Annotated in this window: 16 protein-coding genes; 5 read left to right on the forward strand and 11 right to left on the reverse strand. The window is 70.5% G+C overall.

The features are described 5' to 3' along the window. The first annotated feature begins 25 nt into the window (after positions 1 to 25). Positions 26 to 670, forward strand: a complete 645-nt coding sequence (locus DV20_RS34330) for a TetR/AcrR family transcriptional regulator (RefSeq protein WP_043787370.1) — start codon at positions 26 to 28, stop codon at positions 668 to 670. Here DV20_RS34330 and DV20_RS34335 read toward each other — a convergent pair whose 3' ends face one another. The 3 genes from DV20_RS34335 to DV20_RS34345 form a co-directional block, all read right to left on the reverse strand. After that, complete coding sequence (locus DV20_RS34335) at positions 671 to 1,834, reverse strand: GGDEF domain-containing protein (protein ID WP_043787394.1); 1,164 nt, start codon at positions 1,832 to 1,834, stop codon at positions 671 to 673. Between the two features lie 321 nt (positions 1,835 to 2,155). Then, positions 2,156 to 3,415 (reverse strand): MFS transporter, encoded by a 1,260-nt coding sequence (locus tag DV20_RS34340; protein ID WP_043787371.1) that lies wholly within the window; start codon positions 3,413 to 3,415, stop codon positions 2,156 to 2,158. A 314-nt stretch (positions 3,416 to 3,729) separates the two neighbouring features. Then, positions 3,730 to 4,875, reverse strand: a complete 1,146-nt coding sequence (locus tag DV20_RS34345) for an LLM class flavin-dependent oxidoreductase (RefSeq protein ID WP_043787372.1) — start codon at positions 4,873 to 4,875, stop codon at positions 3,730 to 3,732. A 155-nt stretch (positions 4,876 to 5,030) separates the two neighbouring features. On the opposite strand from DV20_RS34345, the gene DV20_RS34350 reads away from it, so the two are divergent. Further along, on the forward strand, positions 5,031 to 6,911 hold the full coding sequence (locus DV20_RS34350) for an FAD/NAD(P)-binding protein (protein ID WP_043787373.1): 1,881 nt from the start codon (positions 5,031 to 5,033) through the stop codon (positions 6,909 to 6,911). On the opposite strand, the gene DV20_RS34355 is transcribed toward DV20_RS34350, so the two are convergent. From DV20_RS34355 to DV20_RS34365, 3 genes are all read right to left on the reverse strand, one after another. Then, positions 6,895 to 8,001, reverse strand: coding sequence for a glycosyltransferase (locus tag DV20_RS34355; protein ID WP_043787374.1), 1,107 nt, complete (start codon positions 7,999 to 8,001; stop codon positions 6,895 to 6,897). The two genes, DV20_RS34350 and DV20_RS34355, sit on opposite strands and share 17 nt — an antisense overlap. An 18-nt stretch (positions 8,002 to 8,019) precedes the next feature. After that, entirely contained in the window at positions 8,020 to 8,649 is a 630-nt protein-coding gene (locus tag DV20_RS34360) for an HNH endonuclease family protein (RefSeq protein WP_043787375.1), read from the reverse strand. 123 nt (positions 8,650 to 8,772) lie between these two features. Continuing rightward, positions 8,773 to 9,453 (reverse strand): hypothetical protein, encoded by a 681-nt coding sequence (locus DV20_RS34365; protein ID WP_407638368.1) that lies wholly within the window; start codon positions 9,451 to 9,453, stop codon positions 8,773 to 8,775. A gap of 76 nt (positions 9,454 to 9,529) precedes the next feature. Here DV20_RS34365 and DV20_RS34370 point away from each other — a divergent pair, with 76 nt between their 5' ends. Next, a complete protein-coding gene (locus tag DV20_RS34370) occupies positions 9,530 to 10,816 on the forward strand; it encodes an adenylosuccinate synthase (RefSeq protein WP_043787377.1) in 1,287 nt (428 codons plus the stop codon). An 11-nt stretch (positions 10,817 to 10,827) separates the two neighbouring features. Here the strand turns inward: DV20_RS34370 and DV20_RS34375 are convergent, their stop codons facing one another. Beyond that, complete coding sequence (locus DV20_RS34375) at positions 10,828 to 11,325, reverse strand: OsmC family protein (RefSeq protein ID WP_043787379.1); 498 nt, start codon at positions 11,323 to 11,325, stop codon at positions 10,828 to 10,830. 117 nt (positions 11,326 to 11,442) lie between these two features. Here DV20_RS34375 and DV20_RS34380 point away from each other — a divergent pair, with 117 nt between their 5' ends. Beyond that, positions 11,443 to 12,351 carry a TIGR03564 family F420-dependent LLM class oxidoreductase gene (locus DV20_RS34380; protein ID WP_043787380.1) on the forward strand — a complete coding sequence of 303 codons (909 nt, stop codon included), beginning with the start codon at positions 11,443 to 11,445 and terminating at the stop codon, positions 12,349 to 12,351. Here the strand turns inward: DV20_RS34380 and DV20_RS34385 are convergent. Beyond that, the gene (locus tag DV20_RS34385; protein ID WP_043787381.1) at positions 12,332 to 13,966 is read right to left on the reverse strand and encodes a Na+/H+ antiporter; all 1,635 of its coding nucleotides are present in this window, start codon (positions 13,964 to 13,966) and stop codon (positions 12,332 to 12,334) included. The two genes, DV20_RS34380 and DV20_RS34385, sit on opposite strands and share 20 nt — an antisense overlap. A 148-nt stretch (positions 13,967 to 14,114) precedes the next feature. On the opposite strand from DV20_RS34385, the gene DV20_RS34390 reads away from it, so the two are divergent. Further along, positions 14,115 to 15,389 (forward strand): MFS transporter, encoded by a 1,275-nt coding sequence (locus DV20_RS34390; RefSeq protein WP_051736244.1) that lies wholly within the window; start codon positions 14,115 to 14,117, stop codon positions 15,387 to 15,389. On the opposite strand, the gene DV20_RS34395 is transcribed toward DV20_RS34390, so the two are convergent. The 3 genes from DV20_RS34395 to DV20_RS34405 all read right to left on the reverse strand — a co-directional run bounded on the left by DV20_RS34395 (position 15,316) and on the right by DV20_RS34405 (position 19,017). Beyond that, positions 15,316 to 16,848, reverse strand: coding sequence for an amino acid permease (locus DV20_RS34395; protein ID WP_043787382.1), 1,533 nt, complete (start codon positions 16,846 to 16,848; stop codon positions 15,316 to 15,318). The two genes, DV20_RS34390 and DV20_RS34395, sit on opposite strands and share 74 nt — an antisense overlap. Before the next feature lie 70 nt (positions 16,849 to 16,918). Continuing rightward, positions 16,919 to 17,839, reverse strand: coding sequence for a serine hydrolase domain-containing protein (locus DV20_RS34400; protein ID WP_043787383.1), 921 nt, complete (start codon positions 17,837 to 17,839; stop codon positions 16,919 to 16,921). 41 nt (positions 17,840 to 17,880) lie between these two features. Continuing rightward, positions 17,881 to 19,017 carry a glycerophosphodiester phosphodiesterase gene (locus DV20_RS34405; protein WP_043787384.1) on the reverse strand — a complete coding sequence of 379 codons (1,137 nt, stop codon included), beginning with the start codon at positions 19,015 to 19,017 and terminating at the stop codon, positions 17,881 to 17,883. Positions 19,018 to 19,527 lie beyond the last annotated feature (510 nt).

The raw sequence follows: 19,527 nt of genomic DNA on the forward strand, positions 1-19,527 counted from the left end.
AAAGAATCACGTGAGGTGGACCACCATGTCAAGCCCGGCTCCGCGCGGGCGGCCGCGCAAGCTCCCGGTTTCGGAGCAGCGCGCCCGCGTGCTGCGGGCGGCCGCGCGGGTCGTCGCGCAGCACGGGATGCAGGGCGCGACGATCGAGCAGATCGCGCGGGAGGCCGGCGTCTCGCGCCAGGCCGTCTACGAGCAGTTCGGCGACCGGGCGACGCTGTTCGCCGAGGTCGTGGCGGCCACCGAGGAAAGCGCCTTCGCCGCCATCGCGGGGCCTTCGGTGGCCGACGAGCAGCCTGGTCTGCGAGCCTGGGCGCGGGCCAACTACGCCAACATGGTCACCTTCGTCGCCGACCACCCCGAGGGCTACGGCGTGCTCCGCGCGGCCGAGCGCGCGGGGGACCCCGCTCTCACCCGGTTGAGGGAGAGATTGGCCGTCGTCTACGCCGAAGCCAGCCGCAAGCGGTGGGCCGCGCACGGCATCGACTCCGGCCGCGCGGACCGCGCGCTCGTCACGCTCTTCTTCGCGATGACCGAGTCACTGGTCCAGGCCACCTGGGACGGCGAGCCGCCGGACCAGGACGCCCTGATCGACCTGCTCACGGAATTCACCGTGGGCGGGGTCGCCCGCCTGCAGACCAAGGCGAGCGACGTCATCGAACGGTTGCGGTAGCTAAGCCGCGGCCAAGGCCGCCGCGGCCGAGCCCACCACGCGGTTGCGTCCGCCGTGCTTGGCCGCGTACACGGCCGCATCGGCGGACGCCATCACCTCCTCGATGGACGAACCGTCCAGCGGGTAGGCGGCGACGCCGATCGACGCCGTCTGCCGTTCGATGTCGACGGCGGCGCCCTCGTTGGTCGTGGTGCTGATGATCAGCTCACTGACCCGTTGCCGGATCCGTTCCGCGGTGACGATCGCGTCTTCTTTGGACGTCGACGGCAGCAGCGCCACGAACTCCTCGCCGCCGAACCGGCCGACCAGGTCGTGCGCCCGGGTCTCCTGCTTGACCACGGCGGCGACCGCCTTGAGCACGTCGTCCCCCGCGAGGTGCCCGTAGGTGTCGTTGATCCGCTTGAAGTGGTCGAGGTCGATCATCATGGCGCCGAAGCTGCCGTTCTCCCGCGCCGCGCGCGAGATCTCGCGCTGCGCGCCGTCCTGCCAGGTGGTGGCGTTGAGCAGCTGGGTCTTCTGGTCCGTGGTGGCCAGCTCTTCGAGCCGCTTGATCAGCACGGACCGCTGCAGCACGTAGAGCGGCAGGATGACGAGCACCGACAGCAGCGGCTCCTCGTTCAGCACCATCACCAGCAGCGCGCCGACGCACAAAGTGGACAGCTCGAGCAGGTTGTCGTCCATGTTGCCCAGGCACGACACCGGGGTCGCGCTCTTCGGGTCGGCCAGGTAGAGGCCGAGGCCGGTCAGCGCGGTGTTGACCGTGAAGAAGGCCAGCGCCGCCAGGGTCACCGTGGCCACGCCGCTACCGATGGTCATGTGACCCACGACACCCGCGGAGAAGGCCGACAGGATCATCGTGGTCGCGTTCGCGGCCACGCGGTGAAATTCACCCGGACGGGTGCCGGACCAGCTGCGGAACGCGAGGTACACGTACAGCACGACACCGAGCGCGGCGATCAGCTGGGCCGGCAGCAGCAGGCCGGCGGGCAGCAGCCACACCGAAGTCATCGAGATGTAGGGCCCGTTGCTCAGGATGCGGCGCTGCCGCTCGAGCCGCCTGCTGACCTCCGTTTGCGCCACGGCCAGGGCCGTGAGCAGCGAAAACGTGCCCAACTGGGCGACGGTGACCGGCACGGTCAACAGCGAAACGGCCGTCCAGCTCAGCATGACCGTGATGGCGGTCAGCGTCGCGATGATCCAGTCGCGGGGGCGGGTCCACAGTGCCCAGCCCCGTGCGCGAGAAATCAAGTCTTGGCCGCGCTGTTCCCCCGATGTGACCATTTTTCCCCCAGACCCTTGCGTGGTTGTACGGTGACAAAGTACTCACGGACAGTTTCAGACCGTTCGCCCGCTGTCCACAAGGGCTTTCGGTGTGTACTTTTTCTTTGACACCGGAACGAGAGGTGGCCAGCGATGCGCGGCAAAGAACAGTGACCGCACAGCGCACCGCAAGGTCGCGCAGGTCAAGCCCACGCGCGGGGCATGTCATGCATGTTCGGCGCGTGCGGCTTCTTTGTCGATCCATCGGTCGGGCTCGCCCGACAGCGCCCGGGTCCACAGCGCCGCCAGCGGCAGGGTGAGGACGATCCCGGCGATGCCGAAGATCCCGACCGTCGCGTGCGGGGTCAGCTGGTCCGCGAGCACGCCGCCGATCAGCGGGCTGACGCCCATCATCGTGGTCAGCCCCGTGTTGGACAGGCCCATCACCTGCGCCCGCTGCTCGTCGGGCACGGCCAGGGTCAGTGACGCGGTCGCCTGCAGCAGGCAGACCGTGCCGAAGCCGCCGGAGACGATGAACAGGACGATCGACGAGACCGGCCCGGGGCTCAGGAAGCACAGCACCAGCGGCACGGCGCACAGCGCCGCCAGCGGGCCGATCAGCTTCGGCCGCAGCCGCGCGGGCACCCAGCGCGTGTAGGCGAAGGTCGCGATGACGCTGCCGATCGGGTCGGCCGCGAGCAGCAGGCCGATCGTCTCGGGACCGCCGCCCGCCGCCGTGACGTACGGCGCGGCGATGCCCTCGTAGACCGGCAGCAGCCCCATCAGCCAGGTGAACAGCACCAGCGTCCGCAGCGGCGAGCTCGTGAACGCCGTCCGGCCACCGCCGCCGAGCGTCGCGAAGAAGGACTTGCGCTGCTCACCGGTCGCCGCGGCCGGCCGGGCGCGGACGCCGAAGCGCACGAAGAGGGCCGAGAGCACGAACGTGGCGGCGTCGACGACCAGGGCGACGTGCGGGTCGAGGGCGAGCAGCAGCGCGCCGCCGCCGGCGAAGCCGAGCAGCTGGGCGGTCTGCACGGTCATGCTCCGGATGCCCATCCCGACGACGAACCGGTCGCCTTCGAGCACCTGCGGCAGCAGCGCCAGCTGGGACGCCTTGAACGGCGGGTTGACCAGGGAAACGCCGCCGACCAGCACGCACATCAGCCAGAACGGCATGCCGGGCAGGGCGACCAGCAGGATCAGGGCCGCCCGCAGCAGGTCGACGAGCACCATCACGCTGCGGCGCGGGAAGCGGTCGGCGAAGCCGGTCAGGAAGATGCCGCCCAGCAGCGACGGCGCGTACGTCAGGGCGTAGGTCAGGCCGGTGAGCGTCGCGGAGTTCGTCCCGGTGAACACGAGGATGGACAGCGCGACCCTGGCCAGCTGGTCACCGGCGATCGAGAGCAGTTCGCCGAACCACAGCGCCCGGAACTCGGCGATCCCGAACACCTCGCGGAACGTGACGCGATCCGGCGGTGCTGCCATGCGTTTTCTCCCGACCTCTTCGCAGACCGCGCCCGTCCCATGACCTCCGGTGACGAGACGACCAGTCGGTCATGAGGCAGTCACGGTACGTGAGTTACCTCAGCCAGTGTCCCGTGACTGTTGGTAAATCTCTAGGTTCTTTCGCTGGTATCCAAGGTGTCACGGAGCTTTCCCGAACGGGTCAGACGATAGCCCGCAGTGTCTGACCGGTGGCCCAGGAGTCACCAATGGATCATTCCGTACCGTTTGGTCGGTCGCCAGGGGCAAAAGTAGCCACCTCGCGAGCGCGAGGTGGCTACCGGGGAAACGCGAGGTCAGCCGTCGACGGCGAGGGCGTCCTCCGCGGGCGTCCGGACGGTCTCCGCGGCGCGGGCGGCGTCGCGCTTGGCGACCTCTTCGCGGACGATCGGGATGACGTACCGGCCGAAGTCGATCGTGTCGCCGAGCATGTCGTAGCCGCGGGCCGAGAGGATCTCGACGCCGAGGTCGTAGTAGTCGAGCAGGGCCTGCGCGACCGTCTCCGGCGTTCCGACCAGCGCGTTCGAGTTGCCCGCGCCGCCGGTCGCGGCCGCGGTCGGCGTCCACAGCGCACGGTCGAAGCGCTCGCCGTTCGCCGCGATCTCCAGCAGCCGCCGCGAGCCGGTGTTCTCGGGTTCGGTGAGCTTGTGCCGGCGGGTCAGCGGCTGCCCGCCCTTGGTGCGGTCCTTGATCGCCCCGACCGTGGCGTACGCCTTCTCCCAGGCCAGCTCCTCGGTCGGCGCGATGATCGGCCGGAACGCGACCTGGATCCGCGGCACGTCGGTGCGGCCGGCGGCCTTCGCGGCGGCCTTGACCGACTCGATCTGCTCGGCGGTCTGCGCGAGCGGCTCACCCCAGAGGCAGTAGATGTCCGCTTCGGCCCCTCCGGCCGCGTACGCGGCGGGCGAGGAGCCGCCGAAGGAGACGTTCGGCCGCGGCTTCTGCACGGGCTTGACGTCGCTGACGTAGTCGGCGAAGCGGTAGTACTCGCCCTCGAAGCCGAAGGGCTCGTCCGACGTCCACGCCTTCTTGATGATCTGGATGGCTTCGCGGGTGCGCCCGTAGCGCTCGTCCTTCGTCAGGTAGTCGCCCTCGCGCTGCTGCTCGTGGTCGTTGCCGCCGGTGATGAAGTGCACGGTCAGCCGGCCACCGGAGATCTGGTCCAGCGTCGCGAACGTTTTCGCGGCGAACGTCGGGTACGAGACGTTCGGGCGGTGGGCGAGCAGGATCTGCAGCTTGTCGAGCTTCGTGGCGACGTACGCGGCCGCCTGCGCGGGGTCGGGCGAGCCGGAGCCGTAGGCGAACAGCACCCGGTCCCAGCCGAAGTCCTCGTGCGCGCGGGCCAGGCGCAGCGTGTACTCCTTGTCGAACACGCCGCCGGAGCGGGCGTGCGTCTCCGACCCGTCGTGCGTGCCTCCGATGCCCAGGAACTCCACCGGCATTCCGTCACCTTCTCTCGCGTCGGTATCGCCAGAGCTACGCCTCGCGCCGGTGGGCGGCAACGGAGTCCGCAGGGTGGAACGCCCTCCAGGAGGGTGCCGGTTCCGCTCTGTGGGAAGGACTTCCGGCGCCCGAACCCCGGCGTAGCTTCGGAATCGTGGCCGATCTCCCGCCGTTCACCCTGGCTGTCGTGGGCGCCGGACCCCGCGGGGTCGGCGTCCTCGAACGGCTGGGCGCGAACGCCGGGGAACTGCTCGGCGGCCGCCGGCTCGAGGTGCACCTGATCGACCCGTTCCCGCCGGGGCCCGGCCGGGTGTGGCGCTACGACCAGTCACCGCTGCTGCGGATGAACTCCATGCCCGAGGACGTCACGATGTTCACCGACGAGTCGGTGAAGATGGCCGGCCCGGTGCGGCCGGGGCCGTCGCTGCTGGAATGGGCGCGGCGGGTGCGTGACGGCGGGCTCGACGCCGACGTGCCGCCCGACGTCGCCGCCGAGCTCACGGCGCTCGACGCCTTCGACTTCCCCACCCGGCGCCTGCTGAGCACCTACCTGACCTGGGTGTACCGGAAGGTCGTCGAGGACCTGCCCGACGGCATCGACGTCGTCGAGCACGCGGCCCGCGCGACCGGGGTCGACGGCGCCACGGTCCGCCTGTCCGACGGATCGGCGATCACCGCGGACGCCGTGGTCTTCACCGTCGGCCACCTCGACGCGGACCCCGACGAGCGGGAGGGCGAGCTGGTGGCGTTCGCCGCGCGGCACGGGCTGTCCTACTACCCGGCCGGCTACACCGCCGACGTCGACTACGCGGGCGTCGAACCGGGGGAAACCGTGCTGGTGCGCGGGTTCGGGCTGGCGTTCGTCGACCTGATGCTGCTGCTGACCGAGGGTCGCGGCGGCCGGTTCGAGGACCTGCCGTGCGGTGGCCTCCGCTACCACCCGAGCGGGGCCGAGCCGGTGCTGCACGTCGGCTCGCGGCGCGGGGTGCCCTACCACGCGAAGATCGGCTACCGGCTGCGCGGGAAACCGTTGCGGCTGCCCAGGTTCTTCGACGCCTACGCCATGGACGGGCTGCCCGGGACCACCCTCGACTTCCGCGCGGACGTCTGGCCGCTGATCGCGAAGGAACTGGCCTGGGGCTACTACAGCGAGCTGTTCACCGGGCACCCGGACCGCGTGCGCATGGACTTCGCCGTGTTCGCCGACGCTTTCGCCGACCTGGACTGGGATTCGCCGTCCATGCGGGACCTCGTCGAGCGGGCGGTACCCGCCGAGGCCGACCGGCTCGACCTCGACCGGCTGGACCGCCCGATGGCGGGCCGCACCTTCGGCACGGCGGAGGAGTTCGGGAAGAAACTGCGCGAGTACGTCGAGGCCGACCTGGCGCGCCGGGCGGACCAGGAGTTCAGCGCCGACCTGGGTGCCTTCATGGCACTGCTGTCGGTGTACGGCCAGCTGCCGGTGCTGGTCCAAAAAGGACGGCTGGGCGCCGCGTCTCAGGTGTCCGATATGGACGGCTGGTTCCACGGGTTCTTCTCCTACTACGCCAGCGGACCGCCACCGCGCCGTCTGGAGGAGCTGCTGGCGCTGCACGAAGCCGGCGTGGTTTCCTTCGCGGGCGCGGAGATGCGGGTGACGGCGGAGCGCGGCGTCTTCGTGGCGTCGTCGGCGAGCCACCCGGAGACGGTCGAGGCCCGCACGCTGATCGAGGCCCGGCTGCCGGGGCCGAGCGTGACCCGCGCGGCCGACGGCCTGCTGCGGCAGCTGCGCGACGCGGGCGAACTGGCGGAAGAGACGGTGGCGGACCCGGTGACGGGTGCGGCGCTGCCGTCGGGCCGCATCCACACGCGCGTCTCGGACTCCCGCCTGCTCGACGGGACGGGCCGGCCCCACCCGCACCGGTTCGCGGTGGGGCCGCACACGAGCGCCCGTTCGGCGGCGGCGTTCACCCGGCCGCGGACGAACGCACTGTCCTTCCGCCAGAACGACGCGGTGGCGCGGGAGATCTTGGCGCTGGTCAGCCCGCCCAGCTGACCAGCTCGGCGAGCACCTCTTCGGGCGCGGGCATGCCGGCGATCTCGGCCGCGACGCCCCGGGCGACCTGCCGCGCCGCCGGGTCGTCCAGCAGCTCGCGGGCCGCCGCTTCGATCGCGTCGATCCGGATCGCGTCGCCCACCAGCGCCTTCGCCGCGCCGAGGGCCGACAGCGTCTCCGCGTTGGCGAACTGGTCGGCGCCCTGGGGCAGGACCAGCTGCGGCAGGCCGGCCGCGAGCGTGCCGAGCACCGTGCCCGTGCCGCCGTGGTGCACCACCAGGCCCGCGTGCTTGAGCACCTCGGCCTGCGGCACGAACCCGGCCACCCGCACGTTCCCCGGCACCGGGCCCAGCGCGGCGGGGTCGCCAGGGCCGAGCGCCACCAGCACGTCCACCGGCAGCCGCGACAGGGCGGCGATCGCGCCGCGCAGCACCTGTGTCGCGCCGAAGACCACCGTGCCCAGGGTCAGGTACACGAAGCCGTCTTCCGGCAGCAGGGGCAGCGGGACCTCCGGGTCGTACGGCGTCGGGCGCATCCGGAACACCTTCGGCACGGCCGCCGTGCCCGGGTCGCGGACGCTGTCGGGCCAGACGTCGACGCAGGCGTCGCCGAGCATGGCGTCCGCGGGCGGGGTGTCCCAGAGCGGCGCCAGCCGTGCGGTCGCCACCGCGAGCACCTCCGGCGGCATCGACCGGCCGATCACGAGCGAGACGGCCGGGATGCCCGCCTGCCGCGCCAGCGCACCCGCGCCGACGTCGCTCTGCTCGTAGACCACCAGATCCGGCCGGAGCCCGGGCAGCAGCGGGCGCAGGTCGGCCATCGTGGCCCACGGCAGCAGCTCGGCGAACATCGTGATGCCGACGTCGAGGAAGCCGGCGTCTTCGCCGTGCCGCCGCTTGGCCTCGGCCTCCGCGTCGCTGATGGCGATGCCCACGCGGTGGGCTTCGAAGCCGAGCTCACGCACCTTCGGCACGAACGCCTCGCCGGTGCCGAAGACGACGTCGTGCCCCGCCGCGCGGGCGGCGTTCGCCAAGGGGAGCAGGGGAAAGAGGTGGCCGTACGCCGGGCGGCACGTGAAGAGGATCCGCACCGCCCCAGCGTACCGGCGTCAGCAGCGGTTGAGCATGTCCGTCAAGGCGGTCTTCTCGGCGGAGTTGATCGTCAGCTTGAACTTGTACTTCACCGCGACCCACATCTTCGCGTAGGTGCACCAGTAGCCGACCAGCGGCGGCTTCCACGCGTCGGGCGACTTGTCGCCCTTCTCCTGGTTGACGTTGTCGGTCACGGCGATCAGCTGCGGGTCGGTGAGGTCGTTCGCGAACGCCTGGCGCTGCGCGGTCGTCCACGACGACGCGCCGGTACGCCACGCGTCGGCCAGCGGCACGACGTGGTCGATGTCCACATCGGACGCCGCGGTCCAGGTCGCGCCGTCGTAGGGGCTGAACCACTTGCCGGAGGTCGCGGCGCAGCTGGAGTCGGTCACCACGTTCGTGCCGTCGCGCTTGAGCACCACTTCGCGGGTGTTGCAGCTGTTGCCCTGGTCGATCCAGTGCGGGAACTTGTCGCGGCTGTAGCCGGTCAGCGAGCCGTCGGCCTTGACGGTCAGGGTCGCGAGCTCGGACTGCGCGGTGGTGGCGGACGGGATGCCCGGCGGGGTCGCGTCCGCGACGCCGGCCAGGGTGCCGGACAGCACCGCGGTGACGGCGAGGACGGTGAACGAATGACGAACAGCGCGCATCTTGCGGCCTCCGGGTCAGGTTCGGGACAGTTCACCTTGATCCACGGAAGTGGCACATACAACACGTATAGGTGACGTGTTGCTGTCCGTCGATGAACACTGCGTGATCATCGACGGCGCAGGTCAGAGCGTGCCGCGGACCAGCCGCAGGTCCTCGGTGTGCCGGTACCAGGTCCATTTGTTCACCGCACGCTCGAAGACGACGTCGTCGCGCACCGGCCGCGTCGGGATGCAGCCGATCTGGAACGCCCGCGAGTACAGCGTCGACGGCCGCTTGAAGATCGTGCCCTTCACGACGCGGACGGCCAGCCCGGGGCCACCGGGGTCCGGCAGCACCTCGATCGAGGCGGCCGGCCCGCGCAGCGCCACCTGCTCGTCGGCGTAGGCGACGCCGCGGACCATCCGCAGCTGCCCGCGCCCGACGAGCACGCCGCCGACGTCGTCGCGGATCAGCGGCACGGGGTCGACTTCGCCGCGCAAGGCCAGCGCGAGCGCCCGCAGCGGCGTCTTCGGCAGCCCCCAGAGCGCGCCGACGACCGAGTCCGGCGACGAGGGCACGAACCCGACCGACACGCCGGAGAGCGCGTCCTTCCGGAGCAGGCGCAGCACGACCGCGGCGAGGTCGGCGTCCGTGCCGGAGACCACCAGGTGATCGTGTTCGCCCAGCAAGGGGTCGATTTCCGCCTTGCCGGGACGGCTCGGCACGCGGATCGACTCGACGTCGTCGACCTCTTCGAAGCCGGCCGCGTCTTCGCCACAAGCCACCACTATTCCGCGCACCCGCGGGTCCTCCGTTACGCTCATGCACCGGCATTTAGCAGCGCCACCGGTGTCCGTCCGGGACACTAAACCTCACGTCGTCGAACACCTGGAGTGTCACATGCCGGCCATCGTGCTCATCGGTGCCCAATGGGGAGACGAAGGCAAGGGCAAGGCCACCGACCTGATGGGTGACCGCGTCCAGTGGGTCGTCCGCTACCAGGGTGGCAACAACGCCGGTCACACGGTCGTCCTGCCGAACGGCGAGAACTTCGCCCTGCACCTCATCCCGTCCGGCATCCTCACGCCGGGCGTGACCAACGTCATCGGCAACGGCGTGGTGGTGGACCCGGGGGTGCTGCTGGAAGAGCTTTCCGGCCTGGAAGCGCGGGACGTGGACACGTCCAAGCTGCTGATCTCGGCCGACGCGCACCTGATCATGCCGTACCACGTGGCCATCGACAAAGTCACCGAGCGGTACCTCGGCAGCCGCAAGATCGGCACCACCGGCCGCGGCATCGGGCCGTGCTACCAGGACAAGATCGCCCGCGTCGGCGTCCGCGTGCAGGACCTGCTCGACGAGAAGATCTTCCGCCAGAAGGTCGAAGCCGCGCTGGAGTTCAAGAACCAGGTGCTGGTGAAGGTCTACAACCGCAAGGCCCTCGACGCCGACCAGGTCGCCGACGAGGTGCTCGCCGCGGGCGAGAAGTTCGCGCACCGCATCGCCGACACGCGCCTGCAGCTCAACCAGGCCCTGGAGCGCGGCGAAACCGTGCTGCTGGAGGGCTCACAGGGCACGCTCCTGGACGTCGACCACGGCACCTACCCGTTCGTGACGTCGTCGAACCCGACGTCCGGCGGCGCGAGCGCGGGCTCGGGCATCGGGCCGGGCCGCATCACGACGGTGCTCGGCATCCTCAAGGCCTACACCACGCGCGTCGGCTCCGGCCCGTTCCCGACCGAGCTGCACGACGAGTCCGGCGAGTACCTGCGCAAGCAGGGCGGCGAGTTCGGCGTGACGACGGGCCGCTCGCGCCGCACCGGCTGGTTCGACGCGGTGATCGCGCGGTACGCGGTGCGCGTCAACGGCATCACCGACTACTTCCTCACGAAGCTGGACGTGCTGTCCGGCCTGGAGAAGGTTCCGGTGTGCGTCGGCTACGAAGTCGACGGATTCCGCACACAGGACATGCCGATGACGCAGACCGACGTGCACCACGCGATCCCGATCTACGAAGAGCACCCGGGCTGGTTCGAGGACATCTCGGCGTGCCGCACGTTCGAGGAGCTCCCGGCGAACGCCCGCGCGTACGTCGAGCGCCTGGAAGAGCTGTCGGGCGCCCGGATCTCCGCGATCGGCGTCGGCCCGGGCCGCGAGCAGACGATCGTGCGGCACACGTTTGTATAAGGCGCTGTCGTCTAAGTCAGCTTCGTGCTGACGGGCGTTTCGTTCCGGAACAGGTCGAGCACCGGGCAGTGCTCGTCGACCTCGCGCTTGAGGTCTTCGTAGCGCTCCCGGCTCGCCGGGCCTTCGAGTTCGACGGACACGCGCACGTCCCCGAACCCGGGGCGCGTGTTGAAGGAGAAGCCGAAGAAGCCGTGCAGGTCGAGGTCCCCGTCGACGGTGACCTTGATGGAGTCGATCGGGACACCGCGCTTCGCCGCCCAGAACTGGTAGGTGATGACCTGGCAGGACCCGAGGGCGGCCAGCGCGTACTCGACGGGGTTGGCGGCGTGGTCGGTCCCGCCGAGCGCGGCTGGTTCGTCGACGGTGAAGGCGTGGTCCCGCACCTTGACCTCGACTTCGGTCTTGGTCCCCGGCTTGAGCACGTTGTCGACGCTGAACGACACGGCGGCGTTGTGCGGGTCGGCGTCGACGGCCTTGCGGGTGCCCTCGATGACTTCGGTGAGCGACATGGGTTCTCCTGGAAGATCGGATTTCGCTTCAGGGTGGGCGATTTCACGGCGGCCCGCTCGGGTTCTCAATTCCTGGGAAGGGCGAAAACCGCTCGCGCCGCTGACTAGCTTGGGATCATGACCATCGGAGTCGCGCTGCCGTCCGGCGACACGGACTCGGCACCGAACCTCGTCGACGAGCTCATCACCCAGACCCGGCAGGCCGCCGAAGCCGGGCTGAAGTCCGTCTGGTTCTCCCAGCTGCCCCTCAGTCAGGACGCCATCGCGATCGCCGCGCTGGCCGGGCGGGAAGTGCCCGGGATCGAGGTCGGCACCTCCGTCGTGCCCACCTACCCGCGCCACCCGCTGCTGGTGGCGAGCGCCGCGCTGACCGCGCAGGCCGCCACCGGGGGCCGGTTCACGCTCGGGATCGGGCTCGGCTCGCAGGGCTTTCTCGGTCCCGTCTACGGCGTCGACTACCCGCCGCCGATCCGGCACCTGCGCGAATACCTCACCGTTCTCCGGCAGGCCTTCGCCGGGGAAGCCGTCGACTTCGACGGCGAGACCGTCCAGGCCCACCCGCCCGGGCCGTCCACAGTGGCCGGCGGGAACGACGTCCCGATCGTCGTCGCCGCGATGGGGCCGCAGGCGCTCGCCGTCACCGGTGAGCTCGCCGACGGCACCCTCCCGTACCTCGCCGGGCCGAAAGCGCTCTCCGAACGGATCGTCCCGGCCCTGCCGGCGGGCAAGCGGATCATCGCCGCCGTTCCGGCCGTCGTCACCGACGAGCCCGATGCCGTCCGCGCGCTCGCCGTCGAGCAGATGGCCTTCTACGGGCAGATTCCGTCGTACCGGAGGATCCTCGACGCGGAAGGCGTGGACCACCCCGCGGAGCTGGCCCTGATCGGTGACGAGGAGACGGTCAGGCAGGGGATCCGGCGCTACTTCGACGCCGGCGCCACCGACGTCGTCCTGACCCAGACCGGGATCCGCTCCGCCGAAGAACGGCTGCGGACGTGGGCCGCGCTCAGCTCATCCGGTTCGTGAGCGTCGCGGTCACCGACATCTCTTCCAGGTCGAGTTCCCGCAGCACCTTGCGCAGCACTTCGTCGTCGAGCCGGCCCGCGCGGTTCTCCTCGATCATCGCCTTGCGCTGGGTGATCAGCAGTTCGCGCCGGGCCTTCGCGAACTGGGCCTGCGGGCTGCCCGAACGCTCCTCGCCGGAAAGCGTGATCGCCGCCTTGGCGAACCGGTAGCGCATGTCGATCAGCCGCTGCAGCCGGTCCTTGAGGCGGTCCACCTTCTCCTGGGGCAGGTCCAGCGCGGCCAGCCGCTCGTGGCCGATCTCCCGCAGCCGCTCCTGCGCCGCCTTCTTCGCGACTTCGCGGGCGGCGAGCTCCTCCGCCTCGTCTCGCGATGCTTCCGTCGGGTCTTCGACCTTCAGCGCCCGGATCAGCGGGGGCAGGGTCAGCCCCTGGATGAGGACCGTGCCGATGGCCACGGTGAACGCGAACAGCTGGATCTCCTCGCGCCCTGGCGTGCCCGCCGGGACGCCGGCCGCCGCGGCGAGCGTCACCACGCCGCGCATGCCGGTCCACGAGACCACCGCCAGCGTCCGCCACGACGGTGCTTCGCGGTCGCGGCCGAACAGCCGGACCGTCTGCGGCAGGTACGCGGAGGTGAACACCGCCGGAATCCGCACCAGCATCGTCACCACCAGCACGGCCGCGGCGACCAGCGCGAGCGTTCCGTTGCCGCGGGCCGCGTGCTGCGCCCCTTCGAGCACGACCGGCAGCTGCAGCCCCATCAGCGCGAACACCAGCGCCTCCAGCAGGACGTCGATCGACGCCCACACCGAGCTGTCCTGCATCCGGGTCGCGGGAGACGCGTACAGCGTGCGGTGACCCAGGAGCAGACCCGCCGCCACGACGGCGAGCACGCCGGAGCCGCTGAAGTCCGCGCTGAAGGGGTGCAGGTGTTCGGCGGTGACGTACGCGGCGAACGGCACGATGATCCCGAACGCCGACTCCATCAGCGGGTCGTCGAGCTGCCGCCGGATCAGCACCACGAGCGCGCCGATGGCCAGGCCGACGCCGATGCCCACCACGGTCGCGACGCCGAACACCGCGAACCCGTGCCCGGCCGAGCCGGCGGTGCCCGCGACCGCGGCCAGCGCGACTTTGTACAGGGTCAACGCGGCGGCGTCGTTCACCAGGCTTTCCCCGGTCAGCACGGTCATCACCCGCCGCGGCAGGCCCAGCTTGCGGCCGATCGCCACCGCCGTCACCGCGTCCGGCGGAGCCACCACCGCGCCGAGGACGAGCGCCGAGGCGAACGGCACCTCCGGCAGCAGCAGGTGCACGAGGAAGGCGACGACCACGGCGGTGACGACGACCAGCACCACGCCGAGCGCGACGATCGGCCGCAGCGCCCGCTTGAAGTGCGTCAGGGAGCTTTCGAGCGACGTCGAGTACAGCAGCGGCGGCAGCACGACGGTGAGCACCAGCTCGGGCTCCAGCTCGAACCGCGGCACGCCGGGGATCAGCGCGACGCCGAGCGCGACGACCACGACCAGCAGCGGTGCCGACAGGTTGCAGCGCCGGGCGACCGCGGTCAGCGCCAGCGAGCCGGCGAGCACGCCCATCAGCGTCAGAATTTCCACTCACCGCATCTTTCCGCAGGTCGCGCGGCCCCGCTCGGCTTCCGTTGAGCGGAAAAGCGCTGGATTGTGTCGGACCTCACGTGCATACTTGTTCGCAATACGCACACGTGTGCGGAAGACGTGCACCGACGCACCTTCGGAGGTTTCCATGTTCCCTGGCACCCGCGGCTGGGTCGTGCCCCTGGCCTGGACAGCCGTCCTGCTCGACGGGTTCGACCTGGTCGTGCTCGGCACCGTGCTGCCCGTGCTGCTCCGCGGCCACGTCTGGGGCCTGACGCCGGCCACGGCGTCGGTCGTGTCGACCGTCGGGCTCGCCGGGATGATGCTGGGCGGCCTGGCGATCGGCACGGTCACCGACGTCATCGGCCGCCGGAAGTCCCTGATCATCTCCGTCACGCTGTTCTCGCTGTGCACGCTGCTGTGCGCGTTCGCGCCGTCGACGTTCGTCTTCGGGCTGCTGCGGTTCGTCGCCGGGCTCGGCCTCGGCGGCTGCCTGCCGACGGCGATCACGCTGGTCACGGAGTACGCGCGCGGCGGCAAGGCCGGCAGCGCGACGACCACGGTGATGACCGGTTACCACGTCGGCGCGGTGCTGACCGCGTTGCTGGGCATCGTGCTGATCTCGCCACTGGGCTGGCGCGCGATGTTCGTGGCCGGCGCGCTGCCCGCCGTGGTCCTGGTTCCGCTGATGCTGAAGTACCTGCCGGAGTCCGAGACGTTCCAGCGGGTTCGCGAAAGCGACCGGTCGGCCGGGCACGCCGTCGCCGGGCTGTTCCGCGGCGGCCTGCTGCGCGCGACGATCGCGTTCTGGGTCACCTCGTTCATGGGCCTGCTGCTGGTGTACGGGCTGAACACATGGCTGCCGGAGATCATGCGCCAGGCGGGGTACCCGCTGGGTGCGGCGCTGAGCTTGCTGCTGACCCTGAACGTCGGCGGCATCGTGGGCCTGCTCGTCGCGGGCCGGGTCGCCGACCGCGTGGGCATCCGCCCGTCGGCGATCGTCTGGTTCTGCGCGGGCGCGGTGTTCCTGGCCCTGCTGAGCGTGAAACTGCCGGCGGTCGGCCTCTACGCGGCGGTGTTCCTGACCGGCTGTTTCGTGTTCAGCGCCCAGGTGCTGGTGTACGCGTACATCGGCCGCGTCTACCCGGACGCGATCCGCGCGACGGGCCTCGGCTGGTCGGCAGGCATCGGCCGCATCGGCGCGATCTCGGGCCCGATCCTCGGCGGCGCCCTGCTGACGGCGGGCATCGCATACCCATGGGGCTTCTACGCGTTCGCGGCCGTGGGCGCACTGGGCGCGGCGGCGGTGTCGGTGGTCCGCCCCGGCCGCCGCAGCCCGGTGCCCGACGTCAGCCCAGCTCCTTCAGCTCCTGTTCCACCGCGGCCAGTTCCGCCTCGGAACCCTGGACCTTCGGCCCCGTGAACCACTTCCGGGCCGAAACCACCCACCACAGGGCGGCGCCGCCCAGCACCACGAGGAAGGCGATCGGCGTGTAGTTGAACGAATCCACCGTCACCGGCGAAACCTGCGGCAGCATGAACAGCACGAAGATCAGCGCGACCCACACCGTCGCGACGATGCCGATCGGCTTGCCCCAGCGGCCGAGCGTCCACGGGCCCGGCTCGAACGAGTCGCCGCGGCGGACGCGCAGGAACACCGGGATCACGTACGCCACGTACAGCCCGACCACGGCGATGGACGTCACCGCCGCGTAGGCCGTCGCGCTCCACAGGTACGGCAGCGCCAGCACCAGCGCGCCGCCGGCGGCGAGCCACACCGCGTTGGTCGGCGTCTGGGTGCGCTTGTTGATGCGGTGCCAGAAGCCCGAGCCCGGGATCGCGCCGTCACGGGCGAACGCGTAGATCATCCGGGAGTTCGCCGTCACCGACGCCATGCCGCAGAACAGCTGGGCGCCGATGCAGATCAGCAGGAGGAACTTGCCGGTGACCGCGCCCGTCGCGTCGATGAAGATCTGCGCGGGCGGGACGCCGGTGGACGAACCGACCGCGCCGTCGTAGTCCTGGATCGCGAAGGTCAGGCCGATCAGCAGGACCCAGCCGGCGATGAGGGAGACGACGATCGACATGACGATGCCGCGCGGGCCGGCCGTCGCCGCGCTCTTCGTCTCCTCGGTCATGTGCGCCGACGCGTCGTAGCCGGTCAGCGTGTACTGCGCGACCAGCAGCCCGAGCGCGAAGACGTAGAACGCCGAGCCCCAGCCCGTCTGGTTGACGAAGCTGCCGAAGACGAAGGACGCGTCCTGGTGCTTGGCCGGCACGAAGATCAGCACGCCGACGATCACCAGCACGCCGATCAGGTGCCACCACACGCTGACGTTGTTGAGGATCGCGACGATCCGGACGCCGAAGGTGTTCAGCAGGCCGTGCACCACGAGGATGATCGCGAGCAGCAGGATCGTGTGCCCCGGCGTCGCTTCGAAGCCGAACTGCAGGTCGAGGAACGCGTTGAGGAACAGCGCCGCGCCGAAGTCGATGCCCGCGGTGACCGCGATCTGGCCGATGAGGTTGAACCAGCCGGTGAACCACGACCAGGCGGCCCCGTTCTTCGGCGCCAGCTTCGCGGCCCAGTAGTACAGCCCGCCGGCGGTCGGGTAGCTGGAGCAGACCTCGGCCATGCCGAGCCCGACCAGGATCACGAACACCCCGACCAGCGGCCAGCCCCAGATCATCGCGGCCGGGCCGCCGGTCTTCATGCCGAAGCCGTAGAGCGTGAGGCAGCCGGAGAGGATCGAGATGATCGTGAAGGAGACGGCGAAGTTCGAGAACGCCGACATCGTCCGTTTGAGCTCTTGGGCGTATCCCAGCTGGTGCAGCCGGGCGGCGTCGTCGTCGGGGGTGGTCTGCTGGTCGGAAACATCCATCGGGCACCTCTTGAAAGGTATGCGGCCAGACCATTGAGTTCGCCGAAAGTAGCCCGGCTCCCCGAGGGTGTCAAGCCTCGGTGAAGAACTCGTCCAGCCGTCGCAGCAACGGCCCGCCACCTCGGTGGTCGTTCGAAATCAGGGTCGCGGTGAGCCCGGTCGACGGCTGGTGCCTGCTCCAGAACGTGACGCCGTGGTCGCCGCCGTCCAGGTGCACCACTCCCGGCCGCGGCAGCCAGAAGCCGAGCCCGTAGCCGTCCGCGTGCGGGCGCAGCATCCGGTCCACCCACTCGCGCGGCACGATCCGGCCGTCGAACAGCGCGGGCCAGAACTTCCGGAAGTCCGGTGCGGAGCTGTAGATCCCGCCGTCGGCGAAGCCCACGACGGGGAGGCTGAACACGTTGGTGCGGCCGTCTTCGAGGTAGCCGGTGGCCGTCCGGGCGGGGAGCGCGTCGGAGCGCAGGAACGCCGTGTCGGTCATCCCGGCGGGCTCGGTCACCCGGGTCCGGACGAGGTCGGCGAACCCTACGCCGGCGACCCGTTCGGCGATCAGCCCGAGGACCGCGAACGCGCCGTTGTGGTACCGGAATTCCGTGCCGGGCGGGGAAACCTGCGGGTACCCGTCGAGGGCGGCGAGGTAGTCGGCCGACGTGGCGAGCAGCGGGGTCGGCGGTGGATCCCCTTCCTCGTCGCAGTAGTCGCCGATGCCGGAGGTGTGCGTCAGCAGGTGCTCGACGGTCACCCGGTCGTCGATCAGCGGCAGGTCGTCGCCCAGGACTTCGCGGGCGGTGGTCTCCAGCGCCAGCCGTCCCTCGGCCACCAGGCCGACGACGACCAGCGCGGTGAACCCCTTGGTGCCGCTGGCGATCGCGAACCGCGTGTCGACGGTGTTTTCGACGCGGTGGGCGATGTGCGCGTACCCGGACGCCTCGGCGAGCAGCGTCTCGTCGCCGCGGTTGACCAGCAGCACGCCGGAGAAGGGCGCTTCCATGGACTCAGCGTCCTCGGAAGCGCGCTTCGCGCAAAGCGGTTTTACCGGCCGAGGAACGCGTGCAGCGACTCCAGCGCGGTGTCCGGCTGGTCGGCGAAGAAGCCGTCGACGCCGGCCTTCAGGAACGCCGTCTCCTCGGTGAAGACGTCACCGTAGGCGTCCGGCTCGGCCGACGAGCGCAGGTTCGCGGGCAGGAACGGGTTCTCGTTGCGGAAGGTGTACGGCTGCACCTTGAGGCCGGCCTGGTGCGCGTCCGCGACGAGCGCGGTCGGCTGGGTCAGGTTCCCGGCGGCGTCCAAGGGGATGATCTGCCCCTTCTCCGGCCCGAGGTACTTCGCGTACTTCGCGATGTCACGCAGGCCCCGCGGCGTCACGAGGTCCTTGTACGTCCGCGGGTCGCCCTTCGCGACGAAGTCCGCCGGCGCGCCGGTCGCCGACGTCAGCTGCAGCAGCGGCGTCCGGAGCTCCTTGTGCAGCGCGATCAGGTTCGACACCTCGAACGACTGGATGATCGCGGGCGCGTCCGGCCGGTCGAGGCCGTTGCGCTTGAGGATCGACACCAGCTTCGGCTCGGTCGGGTTGCCGATGGACTGGAAGAAGGTCGAGTGCTTGACCTCGGGGTAGGTGCCCAGCGTCCGGTGCAGCTCGCGGCCCAGCCGCTTGGTGAGGTCCAGCACCTCTTGGTAGGAGGCGATCTGGTAGCGGCCGTTGTACAGCGTGTTGTGCGGCCGGTTCTGCGGGATCCGCTCGACCGCGCGCAGCGTCTTCAGCTCGGCCAGCGTGAAGTCCTGGGTGAACCACCCGGTGGTGGTAACCCCATCGAGCACGACGGTCTTCTTCCGGTTCGCGAACTCGGGGTGCTTCGCGACATCGGTGGTCCCGCCGATCTCGGGTTCGTGCCGCGCGACGAGCTGGCCGTCCTTGGTGGGCACCAGGTCGACGTCGACCCAGTCGACACCCATCCGGTAGGCGAGCTCGTAGGAGGCAAGGGTGTGCTCCGGCCGGTACCCGGGCGCACCGCGGTGTCCGATGATCACAGGGTCATGGTGACCCCGCCCACGAGCGACCACATCGCCGGACCCACTCTCGGCGGCGCTCGCCGTCCCGATCGCAACTCCGGTGACGCTCAGCAACGCCAGCCCGGCCAACGCCAGTACACCCACACGTTTGCGCTTCATCTGGTGACCTCTTTTCACACAGGGTGTGCCCTGACTACCTGCGTCACCCTCAACGCCGCAAGCATCCGAAGCACGTACCGGACCGGTCGCCGCGGTAAACGGCGCATGGACTCCTGTTCGCGCCGGTGCGGCTTCAGGCGCCGGGCCGCGTTCCGCCCGGGGCCACGGCCGCCTAGCGCCGACGATGGCGGTGGCGAGCTGCCCCAGTGCCCCAGCCACCAGCCACCAGCCGACAGCCGCCGGGCAGCTTCCCGCCCTCCCTGGGGGACCAGCCCCGCTTCCAGCGTATCGGCGCCCCCCGACAAAACCTCCGCATCGTCGGGGCGAAACCTGAGCAATCCACACCCGCCGAAACTTGTGGACACGCGAGTTAGAAGGCGCCCGGCTCAGCCCCCCACCCCGCCCTGGCTCAGCCCCCGCCCAGGCCCAAGCTCATGCCCAGCCACAGGCTCAGCCCCACCCGGGCCCCCGTCCAGCCCGGCCCCACCCGGGCCCCGTCCAGCCCCAACC

Source organism: Amycolatopsis rifamycinica (assembly GCF_000695625.1).
GTDB lineage: Bacteria > Actinomycetota > Actinomycetes > Mycobacteriales > Pseudonocardiaceae > Amycolatopsis > Amycolatopsis rifamycinica.

Bases quoted from the DNA above. Each gene is read 5' to 3' on its own strand.
- DV20_RS34330 (WP_043787370.1), top strand. From the start codon at position 26: ATGTCAAGCCCGGCTCCGCGCGGGCGGCCGCGCAAGCTCCCGGTTTCG.
- DV20_RS34340 (WP_043787371.1), bottom strand. From the start codon at position 3,415: ATGGCAGCACCGCCGGATCGCGTCACGTTCCGCGAGGTGTTCGGGATC.
- DV20_RS34345 (WP_043787372.1), bottom strand. From the start codon at position 4,875: ATGCCGGTGGAGTTCCTGGGCATCGGAGGCACGCACGACGGGTCGGAG.
- DV20_RS34360 (WP_043787375.1), bottom strand. From the start codon at position 8,649: ATGCGCGCTGTTCGTCATTCGTTCACCGTCCTCGCCGTCACCGCGGTG.
- DV20_RS34365 (WP_407638368.1), bottom strand. From the start codon at position 9,453: ATGAGCGTAACGGAGGACCCGCGGGTGCGCGGAATAGTGGTGGCTTGT.
- DV20_RS34370 (WP_043787377.1), top strand. From the start codon at position 9,530: ATGCCGGCCATCGTGCTCATCGGTGCCCAATGGGGAGACGAAGGCAAG.
- DV20_RS34375 (WP_043787379.1), bottom strand. From the start codon at position 11,325: ATGTCGCTCACCGAAGTCATCGAGGGCACCCGCAAGGCCGTCGACGCC.
- DV20_RS34380 (WP_043787380.1), top strand. From the start codon at position 11,443: ATGACCATCGGAGTCGCGCTGCCGTCCGGCGACACGGACTCGGCACCG.
- DV20_RS34390 (WP_051736244.1), top strand. From the start codon at position 14,115: ATGTTCCCTGGCACCCGCGGCTGGGTCGTGCCCCTGGCCTGGACAGCC.
- DV20_RS34395 (WP_043787382.1), bottom strand. From the start codon at position 16,848: ATGGATGTTTCCGACCAGCAGACCACCCCCGACGACGACGCCGCCCGG.
- DV20_RS34400 (WP_043787383.1), bottom strand. From the start codon at position 17,839: ATGGAAGCGCCCTTCTCCGGCGTGCTGCTGGTCAACCGCGGCGACGAG.
- DV20_RS34405 (WP_043787384.1), bottom strand. From the start codon at position 19,017: ATGAAGCGCAAACGTGTGGGTGTACTGGCGTTGGCCGGGCTGGCGTTG.